The following is a 13217-nucleotide window of genomic DNA, read 5'->3' as shown; positions in this document are numbered from 1 at the left end:
GGCGGTTCGTCCGCGTACGGAGGGGGCCGCCAGGTGCGGCCCCCTGACCCCTCATCCGCCGAACTCGCCCTGCCCCGTGGGGAATTCGGCGGCCGCCCTCGCCCGTAGGGCCGCCCGGTCCGGCTTGCCCGCCGGAGTGAGCGGCAGATCGTCGGTCACCAGCAGCAGCCGCTCCGGGTGTTTGCGGCGCTCCAGGCCCCGGGCGTCCAGGTGGGCACAGAGGCTCGCCAGGTCGGGCTTGCGGTCGGGGCGGGGGACGACGCAGGCGGCGAGGCGCTCGCCCATCAGGGGATCGGGGAAGCCGACGCACAGCACGTCGCGGATGTCGGGGTGCGAGGAGAGCTCGCCCTCGACCTCGGCGGGGCTGATGTTCGCGCCGCCGCGGATGACGATGTCCTTGAGGCGGCCGATGACGCGCAGGGTGCCGTCGGCGTCCAGCGCGCCCAGGTCGCCGGTGCGGACCCAGCCGTCCTCCGTGCGGTAGCGCAGGTTCAGCTCGGGAGCGCCGACGTAGCACAGCGGGGTCATCGGGCCGCGCGCGATGATCTCTCCCGGCTCGCCGGAGGGGGCTTCCCGCCGGTCGGCAGGCGCTCCGGGCAGCGGGGCGATACGGATCTCGCAGACGCCGGGATCCGGTCGGCCCACCGTGATCCCCGGCCCGGCGCGGTCCGGGCGGTAGTCCGTACCACCGTGGCAGTTGACGCCGTCGGCGGAACCGTAGAAGTTGACCACCGCGCAGCCGAAGGCCCGGCGGGCTTCGTCGTGGGTGGCCGCGTCGAGCGCGGAGCCGCCGAGCACCAGGGCGGTCAGCCCGGTCGGCACCTCGGCCCGGTCCGGCAGCCGGTCGAGCATGATGCGCACCATGGTGGGCACGCCCAGCACATGGGTGGGGCGGTGGGCCAGGATCGCGTCCAGGGCGGCGTCGGGCGTGAAGCGGTCGAGCAGGACCAGGGATCCGCCGTGCCGGGCGAGGGTGACGGCGGTGCCGCTGCTGCCGAAGGCCGACGCGAGGGGGACGAGGAACAGACAACGGGGCGGCACCGTGTCACGGAGCAGCCGCGCCAGAGCGTTGCCGCGGCCGCCGGCGAGCGCATTGTGCGAGTACGCCACCATCTTGGGCTCGGACTCGGAGCCCGAGGAGACCAGGATCCGGGCCGCGGTATCGGGATCGGGGCGGGCGGCGGTGAACGCGGACGCGTCGGTGCGGACGAGGTCGTCGAGGGACACGCAGCCCTCGGGGGCCGGCCCGGGGCCGGCCGCGATCACCACCCGCAGATCGGCCAGTTCGTCGGACCGCCGGGACAGTGCGGCCAGCTCCCGTGCGTGCTCGACGCCGCGATACGCGGTGGCGGCGATGACCGCGCGGGCCCGGGAGCGGCCCAGCAGGGACAGCGCCTCCCGGCCGCCGCGTCCGACCGGGAAGGGCAGGACGACGGCGCCGAGCGCGGCCACGGCCAGGTCGGCCGCCACCGCCGCTCCGGTGTTGGGGAGTTGGACGCCGACCACGTCACCGGGCCGGATGCCGGCCCTGGCGAGCCCGGCGGCCAGACATCGTGCCCGGCGGTCCAGTTCCGCGTAGCTGATCCCGCCGTGGGCGTCGATCACGGCGGTGGCGTGCGGGTCGGCGATCCGCCGGGCCCGGAACAGCGCGTACAGATCCAGGTCGGGGCAGTGGCCCGTGGCGGCCCAGGCGCGCCGGAGTGCCGCCGGGACCAGGTCGTGGAACCGGGAGGGGAGCGGGGACGTCATGCGAACCTCCAGGGCGAGGGAACGACGAGGGAACCGTGCGCGTCGCGGGAGCAGGCCCCGCGCAGCCGCGGGTCTTCCGGCAGTGCGGTGAGGTCGGTGGTGACGGCGGTGGCGGACCGGCCCTGTTGGCGCAGGGCGGCCACCGCCTGCTGTGTCGTCAGCTCGCGCAGCCGCGCCGATCCGGCCGGTGCCGGGCGCGCGGGGGCGTCGGCCGGTGCCACCCATCCGTCGGCGGTCGGCAGCGGCCGGCGGAATCCGGCCGGGCGGCGCGGGTCCTGACCCGTCGCGGCCCGGTGCAGGGCCGGTGCGGTGAGCGTCTCCGCGGCGCCGAGCAGCGAGGACTCCACCCGTACGCCGCGACCGGTGCGTTCCCGCAGCAGCAGACCGGCCAGCACGGCCTCGGCGCCGACCAGTCCGCCCAGGACGTCGATCAGGGTCATGAGGGACGGGGCGGGCGGCTCGTCCGCGGGCCGGGCCGCTTCGCCGACGCCGGTACGGGCCTGCACCATGAAGTCGGTGCCCATCGGCGCGTCGGGCAGCCGGCCGGCCCAGCCGCTGGTGTACGCGTACACCAGCCCGGGGTGGACGGCCGCGAGGCGGTCGGCGCCCAGCTGGAAGTGCTCCGCCTTGCCCGGGGCCCAGTTGTGCAGGAAGACATCCGCCCCGGCGGCCAGCTCCCGCAACTCGGCCTGTCCGGCGGGGGACTTGATGTCGATCTCCACCGCCCGCTTGCCGCGGTTGAGGGCGAGCCAGCGGGCCGAGATGCCCGATGCGCAGGGCGGCATCCCCCGCAGCGGGTCCCCGCCCGGCGGCTCGATCCGTACGACGTCCGCGCCGAGCAGGCCGAGCAGATGGGCGGCGAGCGGCGCCTGGATGCGGCGGCCCGCTTCGAGGACGGTGAGGCCGGAGAGGGGGAGGGCGCCGGCGGCCACGGGACCGGAGGTGCCCCGAGGCCGTGACCGGGCGTGCGGCGTCAGGGTCCACGGCGCGGCGGAGCGCGGCTCCGCCGCCCGTTCGGCCAGTGGGCGCAGGGCGCACACCTCGGCCCCCGAGGCGGCGGCGGCTTCCCGGACGCGCGCCCAGGAGGCGGCGTGCGCCGTCCGGTGCAGTTCCTCGGGCAGCGGTGCGCAGGCGGTGGCGTAACGGAACTGGAAGGCGGGCCAGCCGGCGCGGATCGCCGCTTCGGCGGCGCCGAGTGCCCGCCAGAAACGGGCCCACGGGGCGGGCTCCAGCGCCTCCAGCTCGAAACGGGTGCCGCAGGCGGCGGTGAACGGCGGGCCGCCGGGAGCCGGCGGCACGGCCTCCGCCTCCGGCGCGTTGGCCGCCGCGAGGTACTGGGAGAGCGTCAGCAGGGCGGCCCGGTCGGCCCCGGTGGCGAGGTGCGTGGCCGTGCCGCCGCCCCGGGCCCGGCCCAGGAGCCCGGCGAGCAGACCCTGCACGGTGAGGACGGACGCACAGGTGGCGGCGTAGTCGACCGCGAGGCCGCGCGGTGCGCCCTCGCGTCTGCCGTGGACGTGCATCATCCCGGTGGCCGCCTGGACGGTCGCCTCGTCGGCGGCGTCCACGTCCGGCAGGACATCGGCCCATGCGGTGTGTGCGGTGACCCGCCCCGCTCCAGAGCCGGTTGCGGTGAACCGGGCGGGGCCCGTCCGCGCGTCCGGCGGCTCCGGGGCCGTCGCGCCGAGCGCCCGCAGGTGGGCGAGGGCCGGCCCGGTGAGCGCGGCGGGGCCCGCGACGTCGATGCGGATCTCCTCCAGTGGCCGGTTCGTCCCGATGACAGTGGGATGGCCCACGGCGTTCACGCCATTCCTCTCCGGCGGCTGCGGTGCGCCGCATGTCTCACGTGGACAAACACCTGCGGGAACCGGACGGCGATCGGGGCCGACCAACTCCACGGCCAGTAAGTCGGACTATCGGTTCACCGAGTTCCCGGTGAATGCGGAGGAAAGCCGTGAACCCCATGAACTCGTCGGGCCGTGAGCAGAGCGCTCAGGGGGCGGAACCGTCCTTCGACCACGCCCCGTTCGGGCAGCCGGGCTGTCCGCCCGCCGTCACCGAACTGCGCGAGCGGGTGGCGGCGTTCGTGCGGGAGCGGGTGATGCCGAGCGAGCCGGTGCTCGACGCGGGCGGGCCGGCCGCACGGGCCGCACTGGGCACCCTCCAGGAGGAGGCGAAGAACGCCGGCCTGTGGGCGCTGCCGCTGCCCGTCGAGTACGGCGGACAGGGCCTGCCGCTGTCCGCCTACGCGCACCTGGCCGAGGCCGAGGGGGCCAGCGACCACGGCCCCGCCGCCCTCGGCTCGGCGGCGCTGCTGGACGTGCTGATGCTCGGCCGGCACGCCACCGAACCGGTCCGGGAACGCTGTCTCCGGCGCCTCGCGGCGGGTGAACTGCGCTCCTGCTACGCCATGACCGAGCCGGACACACCGGGCACCGACCCGGCGCGGACCACCACCCGCGCCGACCCCGGGCCCGACGGGACATGGACGCTGAACGGCCGCAAGTGGTTCATCACCGGCGCCGGCGACGCCGACCTGGTGACCGTCCTGGCCCGGACCGGCGAGAACCTGTCGCTGGTGCTGGTCCCCACGTCCGCACCCGGATTCCGGGTGGTGCGGGAGCTGGCGGTCCTCGGGGCGGGCGGCCAGTGGGAGATCGCCCTGGAGGACGTCACGGTGCCCGCGGACCACCTGGTGGGCGAGCCCGGCCAGGCGCTGCGGATCGCGGGGGAGCGGCTGCGGCTGGGCCGCGTACTGCGCTGTCTGCGCTGGCTCGGACAGGCCGAGCGGGCCTTCGGCCTGATGCGTGACCGGGCCCGCTCGCGGAGCCACACCGCCGGCCCGCTGGCCGACCGCCAGCTCGTCCAGCAGCTGGTCTTCGACGCCCTGCTGGCCATCCGCACGACCAGGCCGCTGGTGTACGAGGCGGTGGCCCGCCTGGAGGCGGGTGCGGACGCCCGGGTGGAGACCGGGCTGGCCAAGGTCGCGGCGGCCCGGATGCTGCAGCAGGTCGCCGACGCCGCGATCCAGGTCCACGGCGCGGCCGGGCTCGGCCCGGACACCGCGCTGCCGGCACTGTTCCGTACGGGACGCGCGGCCCGGCTGCTGGACGGACCGGACGAACTCCATGTCGCCGCGGTCGCCCGCCGCGTCCTGCGCGGCTGAGGCCCCTGGGCGCACTGCCGCACGCCGCCGTCATGCCGTGAACGGCGCCACCAGGCCGGTGAGTACCGCCAGCCCCCACGCGAGGAAGAAGTCTCCCCAGATCAGCTCGTGGCGGATGGCGAGGCCACGGCCGGCGTCGTAGCAGCCGTCGAGCAGTGCGCCGATAGCGGACAGGTGCACCGTGGTCAACTCCCGCAGGATCCGGCGTCCTTGGCCCGCCAGCCGCTCGCCCTCCCGCCGGTCACCGGCCCGCCGGGCGAGCACGGCCAGCTTCAAGGCGGCCACCGCCTCGATCGCGGCGGCCGAGGTGTCCACCGGACCGCCGGGGTCCCCGCCCTCCGCGAGCGGCACGAGCCGTGCCCCGGACGTGAGACGCAGAGCCGCCAGCCGTCCCCCCGCCGCCCGCAGCCGGTCGTCCTCCCCGAACCGGTGCAGCCCGTCGGCCACTCCCAACAACAGCCACGCCGCGGTACGGCTCCAACCCGGCGCGGGCTCGGCGCACCCCGTCCATCCGCCGTGCGGCTGCGCCTGCCATGCCGGGCGCGGCGGATCCTCGGACAGACACAGGTCGAGGTGCCGGGTGAGATGCCCGTACGCGGCGGTCCGACCGCCGCCCGTCGCGTACGTCAGCAGCGGTACGAGCCCCGGTACCCCGTCCGCCCGCGCCAGCAGCCGGGGCCCGCCGAAGGCGTCGCCCCACGGCACCACTCCCAGGTCCGGCGCGTACGACGCCAGGCAGGCGCGGGCCGCCTCATCCCGCAGCCGGGCCGCCGCCGCGTCGCCGCCCGGCCCGGCGGCCGGCGCGGTGCCGTACCAGAGCACCAGGCCACGGGTGGCGGTGTCCTGCGTGAGCCAGTGCCGCAGCCGCCGGGTGCAGTCGGCCGCCGCCGCCCGGTGCTCCGGTGCGCCCGAGGACAGCGCGCGCAACCACAACAGCCCGGCCCAGAAGCCCCCGGTCCACGACCCCCGCGAGGTGGTCCGCCACACGCCGGTGTCCGGATCCGCGTACAGCGGGAAGCGCGGGCCGACCTCGCTCGCCGTCGCCGAGACCCGGCCCAGTACGGACGCGAGAACGCGATCGGCCCAACTCGCCCCCTGCGTGGGGTGGTTGGCCCTTCTCATGCGGCCTCCTGCCCGCGACGGGACCTCAGGGGCACGGCCACGAGCGCCGCCGCCACGAACTCCACCGTCACCAGGAGCCACCCCGGCGGGTAGCCGGTCGCCGAGACCAGGGCGCCGAAGACCGGCGGGCCGACCGCGAACCCGGCGAAGAAGCCCGCGGAGACGAGTGCCGAGTCCTGCCCGGCCCGCCCCGGGGCCGCCCGCTGCATGATCAGGACCATGGACACCGCATTGGCCGACACCGCGAACGAGCCGACGGCGATCGCGGCCACCCACACCAGCGGAGGCACCACCACCGCGAGGGCCAGCAGCAGCGCCGCGCCCACCGCCCCGGCCGCCAGCAGGGCGGGCATCGCCTCGGCCCGGCCCGGCCGCCCCGCCACCCGCGACCACCCGACGCGCCCGCCGATGCCCGCCACCCCCAGCACGGCCACCAACGCGGCGGCCGCGGTCGGCGAGAGCCCCAGGCGCTGCGAACCGAACAGCGCCAGGTAGGTGTTGACCGAGGCGATACCGCAGCCGAGCAGCAGGGAGAAGACCGCGAGCCGACGCGTCACTCCGTGGGCGGACCGGGCCGGACACGCACCCGGAGCCGTGATGACCGCGTCGCGCGGCAGTGCGCGGGCCGCCCACACCGCGGCCAGCGCCGCCGTACCGGCCGCCGTCCACACCGCGCCCCGCCAGCCCGTCCCCGCCGCCACCAGCGACAGCGGCAGCCCCGCCACGAAGGCACCGAGCTGCACCCCGGACTGCTTGAGCCCGGTCACCGCACCGCGCCGCCCGGCCGGAAAGGCGGCCAGGATCACCTTGTTGGTCGCCGGGTTGGCCAGGGCCTGCGGCAGTCCGCCGAGCGTCACCGCCGACAGCAGCACGGCCGGCCCCGGTGCGGCCCCGATCAGGGCCAGTGAGACGGCGGCGAGCAGCAACAGCGCCACCAGGCAGCGCCGTGGCCCCACCCGGTCCACCAACCGCCCGGCCACCGGTGACAGCAGGGCCGCCGCGCCGAAGCCCGCCGTCGTGGTCAGGCCCAGCACCGTCCGGGAGATGCCCAACTCGCCGACCAGCCGCGGCCCGAGCGCCCCGATGAGGAACAGCTGCAGCATCGAACAGGCCATCGCGGCGGTCAGCAGCGCCGTCACCGCGGGCCCCGCTCCGCGCGCCCGGCCCGGCTCGCCGCCGGGCCCGGCGGCGGCCTCCGATCCCGTTTCTGCACCGTGCTCTGCCCGCACCACTGCCCTCCCGGAAGCTCCGGCCCCGCATGGGGCCCGGCCCAGTCAGTCGTCCGGGACGGCCCGCCGGTTCCCGCCGAGCCCGGGACGCGCGGCGGCGGAACGAGGCCTCAGCCGTTGCCGGCGGAGCGCGCCGCCCAGCGCTTCTCCACGCCGGCCAGCCGCCAGTACGCCAGCGCCGCGGCCCACACCACCACGAACAGGCCGACGATGATGAAGCCGACGTTGTCGAGGTCGAGGCCGGAGACCCAGCCGGTCACCGGGTCGCTGAGGCCGAGCTTGTCGTGGAGCACGGTCACCAGCTCGATGGTGCCGATGAAGAACGCGACGGCGATGGACAGCCCGGTGATGGTGAGGTTGTAGTAGACCTTCCGCACCGGGTTGGAGAACGCCCACTGGTAGGCGAAGTTCATGAACGTGCCGTCGAGGGTGTCGAACAGGCTCATGCCGGCGGCGAAGAGCAGCGGCAGGCACAGGATCGCGTACCAGGGCAGGCCGGCCGCGGCGCCGCTGCCCGCCATCACCATCAGCGTGACCTCGGTGGCGGTGTCGAAGCCGATCCCGAAGAGGAAGCCGAGCGGGAACATCTGGCCGGGGCGGGAGATGGAGCGGGTGAACCGGCCCAGGAAGCGGTTCATGAAGCCCCGCGAATCCAGCTGCTGCTCCAGCTCCGCCTCGTCGAAGCGGCCTTCGCGCATACCGCGGAACACCCGCCAGATCCCGGTCAGCGCGATGAGGTTGAGGGCGGCGATGAGGTAGAGGAAGGTGCCCGAGACCGTGGTGCCGACGGTGCCCAGGATCTGGTGGGTGCGGGATTGGTCGTTGAGGAGGGCGCCGGCCAGCTGGGCACCGCCGGCGACCAGGGCAGCCATGACGACCACGACACTGGAGTGGCCGAGGGCGAACCAGAAGCCCACCGACACCGGACGCTTGCCGTCGGCCATCAGCTTGCGGGTGGTGTTGTCGATCGCGGCGATGTGGTCGGCGTCGAAGGCGTGCCGCATGCCCAGGGTGTAGGCGGTGATGCCGAGCCCGACGCCGAAGACCTGGCTGCCGACGGAATAGTGGTGGGGGACCACGAGCAGGAAGAGCACGCCGAAGGCGACGACGTGCAGGGCGGCTATGACGGCCATCAGGCCCGCGGTGCGGACGGTGTCCTGCCGGCGCCAGCGGAACGTGGCGGGGGCAGGGGTGGTCGGGGTATCGGTGGACAGGGCCATCCGGTGGTCACGCTCCAGCACCTCGTGGATCACTTCGTGAAGTGCCGTGGCCGGTCTCCTGGCTTACGGGTTCGCTGACGCTCGCGCCCGCCCCTGCCTTCCCGGCCGCAGGCTGCGGCCAGTGGCTCCGTACACACCAACGTGCACGAAACGGGACGAGAACTCCCCGATCACAGTGGCGAGGGCCGCTCCGGACTGGGACCACGAGGTCCGTCACCGGTCTTCCCGAGCGCCACGGCGCGCCAACCTTACGGGTCGTCCCACGATCCCTTCAAGCCTGCACAACTGTGCAGGTATCCAAGATCACATTCGATGACCTGCGAAGATGTCCTCATGCATCTCGTCCCGGCCGAGCGCGCCGACCACCGCACCATCGACGGCCACCGCGTCTGCGACGCCATCGCCGCCATCGGTGAGCCAGGCGAGGTCCGGGCCTGGGCCGACCGCTTCGCCCTGCTCGCCGAGCCCGGGCGCCTGGCCCTGCTGCTCGCCCTCCACCAGGCCGGCCCCATCGCCGTCTCCGATCTTGCGGTCGCCACCGGCATGAAGGACACCGCGGTCTCCCAGGCACTGCGCCTGCTCCGGGCCGCCGGAGTGGTCGAGGGCGCCAGGGACGGCCGGGTGGTGCGCTACCGCGTGGTCGACGACGCGACCGCGGCACTGCTGACCCACTGCGCGACAGGGGAGCACCGGCGGGCGGAGGCGTAAACCCCTCCTTGCTCCCCGCCTTCCTCCTACGGCCCCTGCCGCTCAACTGACCCTCCAGGCACGGCTTTAGCAGATCCGGACAACAACCGGGCCCCGCGCCCCGTGCCCCCTGCCGAGCGGGCGTACCGGCTGGCACGATGGCCGACATGACTGCCGGGTCGGTTTCACGCGCCGTACGCGCCGCGATCTTCGTGGTGGTGTGCGTGACGACCGCGGCCCTGGGGCACGCGTGGATGTCCGCGCAGTCCCTGCCGTGGTGGGCCCTCGTGGGCGCATGCGGCGCCACGGCCTCGGTGGCCTGGTGGCTGACGGGGCGGGCACGCGGCGGGTTCGTCATCACCGGTGCCACCGTCCTGGCCCAACTCGGCCTGCACTCCGCCTTCGACCTGGCGCAGCCGCACCCGGGCGGCCCGGTCTCCGTGCCGACGCCGAGGGGCGGGATGCCGGGGATGGTGGGCATGCCGGTCGTGGGCGACACGGGCCAACTGCATCCGGTGCACTCCCTCCACGGAACCCCCGGCATGTTCCTCGCGCACGCGCTGGCGGCGCTGGTCTGCGGTGTGTGGCTGTGGCGCGGTGAGGCGGCCGCGTTCCGGCTCGCCCGCAGCGCGGCCGCGGTGTTGTTCGCGCCCCTGCTCCTGGTCCTGACGACGCTGGACCGCACCGGCCTCGAACCGCCCGCCCGCCCGATGGCCCGCACCGGTCATGTCGTGCGCCTGCGCGAGGTCCTCCTGCACCACGTCCTCTCCCGCAGGGGCCCGCCGGCGGCGCCCGTCTGCTGCTGACCGCCCGCCCTGGGGACTTCCCCGCAGCGCATCGGTGGCGGGCGAAGTACCGGCGTGTCCGCACGGTTGCCTTCCGCACCCTTCGCGCTCCCTCGGAGAGCGCGCCGACCACACGCCGGCCCTTGCCCCGCGGCCCTCCGTGCCGCCCGTGGACGTACGCCCGTCGACCACCGCACCGAGCCGTGGTGACCGGCCTCGTCCGGGTGCCCCGGAGCGCCGCTCACCGACGGGGACGTGCCCTGCCCTGGTGCGGCCCCGCAGCTCCGAAGGACATGTGGCGATGATTCCTGCCCTTGTTGGCCCGGCCCGTGGCAAGCGGACTGCCTCGGACGACGCGCAGTTGACCGGCCTCGCACTGGCCGCGCGGGACGGTGACCCGGTCGCCGTCGAGCGCTTCATACGCGCCTCCCACCGCGATGTCTGGAGATTCGTGGCCCATCTGAGCGGCGACACGCACAGTGCCGATGACCTGGCCCAGGAGACCTTTCTGCGCGCCCTGACCGGCCTGCCGCACTTCGCGGCGCGCTCCAGCGCGCGTACCTGGCTGCTGGCCATCGCCCGCCGGGTGGTGATCGACCGCTACCGGTCGGCCGCCGCCCGCCCGCGGATCGCCGACGTCGACGACTGGCAGGCGGTCGCGGAACACCGGCAGCCCAGCGGACTGCCGGGATTCGACGACGGACTGGCCCTGAGCGAGCTGCTCGACGCCCTGGACCACGAACGCCGCGAAGCGTTCGTGCTCACGCAGCTGGTCGGCATGCCGTACGCCGACGCCGCCGCGGCCGTGGGCTGCCCGATCGGCACGGTCCGCTCCCGGGTGGCCCGCGCCCGCGCCGACCTCACCGGATGGCTGAAGTCCGCCGAGACGTGCCGTTGCTGAGTGCGGGAACGCGCCAGGGCCCGCTGTCGTGGACAGCGGGCCCGTGCACGGGGGCACCCCGGACTACTTGACCGAACCGGCCATGATCCCCTGGACGAAGTGCCGTTGGAACGCGAAGAACACGATCAGCGGCACGATCAGGGACAGGAAGGCGCCGGGCGCCAGCACGCCGATGTTGCTGCCGAACTGCCGCATCTGCGACTGCAGGGCGACCGTCAGCGGCTGCGACTCGTTGTCCGCGAAGAGCAGGGCGACCAGCATGTCGTTCCAGACCCACAGGAACTGGAAGATGGCCAGGCTCGCGATGGCCGGGCGGCCCAGCGGCAGGATCAGCTGGGAGAAGATCCGCCACTCCCCGCCGCCGTCCATCCGCGCGGCCTCCAGCATCTCCTTGGGGATCTCCGCGAAGTAGTTGCGCAGCAGGAAGATGGCGAACGGCAGACCGTACGCGGTGTGGAACAGGATGACGCCGGGGATGGAGCCGAACAGGCCGAGCGCGCCGAACAGTTTGGCCACCGGCAGCAGCCCGATCTGCACCGGCACCACCAGCATCGCGACCACGACCAGGAAGATCCAGTCCCGGCCGGGGAAGTCCATCCAGGCGAAGGCGTAGCCGGCCAGTGCGGCGATCACCACGACGGCGATCGTGGTGGGCACCGAGATCAGCACGGTGTTCCAGAAGGCCTGGACGATGCCCGAATCCTTCAGCAGCGCCGCGTAGTTGTCGAGGGACAGCCGGCCGGGCGCGGTCAGCGCGGTCCACCACCCGCTGTTGGCGTTCGCCTCCTCCGTACGCAGCGAGGAGACGAACAGGCCGGCGGCCGGGGTGAGCCAGACCAGGCCGATGACGAGCAGGAACAGCTGGATCACGACCCGGCTGATCCGCTTCGCCGGGCGGGCCGACCGCCTGCGCGGCGTGACGGTTTGCTGGACGCTGGTCATGACTGGCTCCTGCGGAAGCGACGGATGTTGAGGGCCATGGCCGGCACCACCAGGAGCAGCAGCAGGACGCCGAGGGCGCTGCCCAGTCCCTGGTTGTTGCCGCCGCCGAAGGAGACCAGCCACATCTGCAGGGCCAGGACGTTGGCGTCCTGCTGTACGGGCCCGGGCGCGATGATGTAGACGAGGTCGAAGACCTTCATCACGTTGATCACCATCGTCACGAACACCACGCCCAGGACGGGGCCGAGCAGCGGCACGGTGATCCTGCGGAAGACCTGCCACTCGTTCGCGCCGTCCATCCGCGCGGCCTCCAGCACGTCCCGCGGCATCGAGGAGAGTCCGGCGCCGATGAGGACCAGGGCGAAGCCGGTCCAGATCCACATGTAGGCGCCGATGATGGCGGGGGTGATGAGGGTCGGGCCGAGCCAGGCGATGCCCTCGTACGGCGGGGCGAAGTCCTTCGCCGGCAGCTGCAGGGCGTACGACCCCCGAGCCAGCCCGGTCAGCCGGTAGGACCCGTCGGCCGCGGTGGTCGCCGTGCCGGCCACCTTCCCCCGGGAGTCGACCGCCTCGACGGTGAGCTTCGGCAGCCCGCGTTCACCGCGGTCCACGGTGCCGGGCTTGCCGCCACCGCCGGGGGTGAAGTCGAGGTAGACCACACCGCGCAGTTCACCGTGGCCGGCCGGGGACTTGGCGGCCCCGGCCGCCAACCGGGCCTCGTGCGGCATGTCCTTCGGCGCCACACCGACCAGGCCGAGGTTGACGACATGGCCGGGGCCGGTGTGCCGGGCCGTGCGGTAACCGCCGTCCGGGCGCTTGGTCAGCTGCTTGTCGCCGAGCCGGGCCTTGGCCGTCGGGAAGGAAGTGGACTCGCCCTGGAAGCTGTTGTGGATGCCGACGGTGACCGCGTTGAGCACGCCGCGCTGCGGATCCTGCTCGTACGCGAGCCGGAAGATGATGCCGGCGGCGAGGAAGGAGATCGCCATCGGCATGAACATCAGCAGCTTGAACGCCGTCTTCCAGCGGATCTTCTCGGTCAGCACGGCCAGCACCAGACCGAGTCCGGTCAGCAGCGCGGGGGCGAAGACGACCCAGATCGCGCTGTTGCGGATGGCCCGGAGCGTGGCCGGGTCCTGGAACATCTGGGTGTAGTTGCCGACCCCGACGAAGGTGTCACCCGAGGCGTCGTACATGCTCCGGATGACCGAGAACACGATGGGGTACGCGACCAGCGCCCCCAGCAGCAACAGCGCGGGGAAGAGGAACACCGCGGCGATCCGGCGGCGGCGCCGGACGGCGCGCCGCGCGGGGGCGGCGGCCGTCCGGCGGGGAGTGCCGCCCGGGGGGAGGGGCGGGCCGCCGCGCGTGGTGGCGGGCGGCACCGCAGAAGTGGTGGCAGGCATGGCTGGAGCCCTCGGT

Annotated in this window: 11 protein-coding genes and 1 riboswitch; of the genes, 4 read left to right on the top strand and 7 right to left on the bottom strand. The window is 74.3% G+C overall.

Annotated elements, in window-relative coordinates; genetic code table 11:
* Positions 1–51: 51 nt before the first annotated feature.
* Both V2J85_RS03315 and V2J85_RS03310 read right to left on the bottom strand, forming a co-directional pair.
* Positions 52–1749, bottom strand: a complete 1698-nt coding sequence (locus V2J85_RS03315) for a class I adenylate-forming enzyme family protein (protein ID WP_330820570.1) — start codon at positions 1747–1749, stop codon at positions 52–54.
* Positions 1746–3542, bottom strand: a complete 1797-nt coding sequence (locus V2J85_RS03310; RefSeq protein WP_330820569.1) for a CoA transferase — start codon at positions 3540–3542, stop codon at positions 1746–1748. The genes V2J85_RS03315 and V2J85_RS03310 overlap by 4 nt, the downstream gene beginning before the upstream one ends.
* A 167-nt stretch (positions 3543–3709) precedes the next feature.
* Between V2J85_RS03310 and V2J85_RS03305 the strand changes: the two genes are divergently transcribed.
* Positions 3710–4912, top strand: a complete 1203-nt coding sequence (locus V2J85_RS03305) for an acyl-CoA dehydrogenase family protein (protein ID WP_419836743.1) — start codon at positions 3710–3712, stop codon at positions 4910–4912.
* Between the two features lie 30 nt (positions 4913–4942).
* Here V2J85_RS03305 and V2J85_RS03300 read toward each other — a convergent pair whose 3' ends face one another.
* The 3 genes from V2J85_RS03300 to nicT all read right to left on the bottom strand — a co-directional run bounded on the left by V2J85_RS03300 (position 4943) and on the right by nicT (position 8516).
* Positions 4943–6034, bottom strand: a complete 1092-nt coding sequence (locus tag V2J85_RS03300) for a sugar ABC transporter permease (protein WP_330820567.1) — start codon at positions 6032–6034, stop codon at positions 4943–4945.
* On the bottom strand, positions 6031–7149 hold the full coding sequence (locus V2J85_RS03295; protein WP_419836742.1) for an MFS transporter: 1119 nt from the start codon (positions 7147–7149) through the stop codon (positions 6031–6033). The genes V2J85_RS03300 and V2J85_RS03295 overlap by 4 nt, the downstream gene beginning before the upstream one ends.
* Positions 7150–7373: 224 nt before the next feature.
* Positions 7374–8516: a Nickel transporter NicT gene (gene nicT / locus V2J85_RS03290; RefSeq protein ID WP_419836731.1), complete on the bottom strand. Its 1143-nt coding sequence runs from the start codon at positions 8514–8516 to the stop codon at positions 7374–7376.
* A riboswitch (cobalamin riboswitch) is annotated at positions 8515–8735 on the bottom strand. It overlaps the preceding gene by 2 nt.
* A gap of 81 nt (positions 8736–8816) precedes the next feature.
* Here nicT and V2J85_RS03285 point away from each other — a divergent pair.
* The 3 genes from V2J85_RS03285 (at position 8817) to V2J85_RS03275 (ending at position 10856) form a co-directional block, all read left to right on the top strand.
* On the top strand, positions 8817–9191 hold the full coding sequence (locus V2J85_RS03285; protein WP_261957242.1) for a metalloregulator ArsR/SmtB family transcription factor: 375 nt from the start codon (positions 8817–8819) through the stop codon (positions 9189–9191).
* A 146-nt stretch (positions 9192–9337) separates the two neighbouring features.
* Complete coding sequence (locus tag V2J85_RS03280; protein ID WP_330820565.1) at positions 9338–9976, top strand: hypothetical protein; 639 nt, start codon at positions 9338–9340, stop codon at positions 9974–9976.
* A gap of 280 nt (positions 9977–10256) precedes the next feature.
* Complete coding sequence (locus V2J85_RS03275; RefSeq protein WP_261953196.1) at positions 10257–10856, top strand: sigma-70 family RNA polymerase sigma factor; 600 nt, start codon at positions 10257–10259, stop codon at positions 10854–10856.
* A gap of 63 nt (positions 10857–10919) precedes the next feature.
* Here the strand turns inward: V2J85_RS03275 and V2J85_RS03270 are convergent, their stop codons facing one another.
* Entirely contained in the window at positions 10920–11798 is an 879-nt protein-coding gene (locus V2J85_RS03270; protein WP_261953197.1) for a carbohydrate ABC transporter permease, read from the bottom strand.
* Positions 11795–13201, bottom strand: coding sequence for an ABC transporter permease (locus tag V2J85_RS03265; RefSeq protein ID WP_330820564.1), 1407 nt, complete (start codon positions 13199–13201; stop codon positions 11795–11797). Before V2J85_RS03265 ends, V2J85_RS03270 begins: the two co-directional genes overlap by 4 nt.
* Positions 13202–13217 lie beyond the last annotated feature (16 nt).

Source organism: Streptomyces bugieae (assembly GCF_036352915.1).
Lineage (GTDB): Bacteria > Actinomycetota > Actinomycetes > Streptomycetales > Streptomycetaceae > Streptomyces > Streptomyces endophytica.
The sequence above is the reverse complement of the archived record's forward strand: the minus strand, read 5'-3'. Positions and strand labels throughout refer to the sequence as shown.

Bases quoted from the DNA above. Each gene is read 5' to 3' on its own strand.
- V2J85_RS03315 (WP_330820570.1), bottom strand. From the start codon at position 1,749: ATGACGTCCCCGCTCCCCTCCCGGTTCCACGACCTGGTCCCGGCGGCA.
- V2J85_RS03305 (WP_419836743.1), top strand. From the start codon at position 3,710: ATGAACTCGTCGGGCCGTGAGCAGAGCGCTCAGGGGGCGGAACCGTCC.
- V2J85_RS03300 (WP_330820567.1), bottom strand. From the start codon at position 6,034: ATGAGAAGGGCCAACCACCCCACGCAGGGGGCGAGTTGGGCCGATCGC.
- V2J85_RS03295 (WP_419836742.1), bottom strand. From the start codon at position 7,149: ATGGCCTGTTCGATGCTGCAGCTGTTCCTCATCGGGGCGCTCGGGCCG.
- V2J85_RS03285 (WP_261957242.1), top strand. From the start codon at position 8,817: ATGCATCTCGTCCCGGCCGAGCGCGCCGACCACCGCACCATCGACGGC.
- V2J85_RS03280 (WP_330820565.1), top strand. From the start codon at position 9,338: ATGACTGCCGGGTCGGTTTCACGCGCCGTACGCGCCGCGATCTTCGTG.
- V2J85_RS03275 (WP_261953196.1), top strand. From the start codon at position 10,257: ATGATTCCTGCCCTTGTTGGCCCGGCCCGTGGCAAGCGGACTGCCTCG.
- V2J85_RS03270 (WP_261953197.1), bottom strand. From the start codon at position 11,798: ATGACCAGCGTCCAGCAAACCGTCACGCCGCGCAGGCGGTCGGCCCGC.
- V2J85_RS03265 (WP_330820564.1), bottom strand. From the start codon at position 13,201: ATGCCTGCCACCACTTCTGCGGTGCCGCCCGCCACCACGCGCGGCGGC.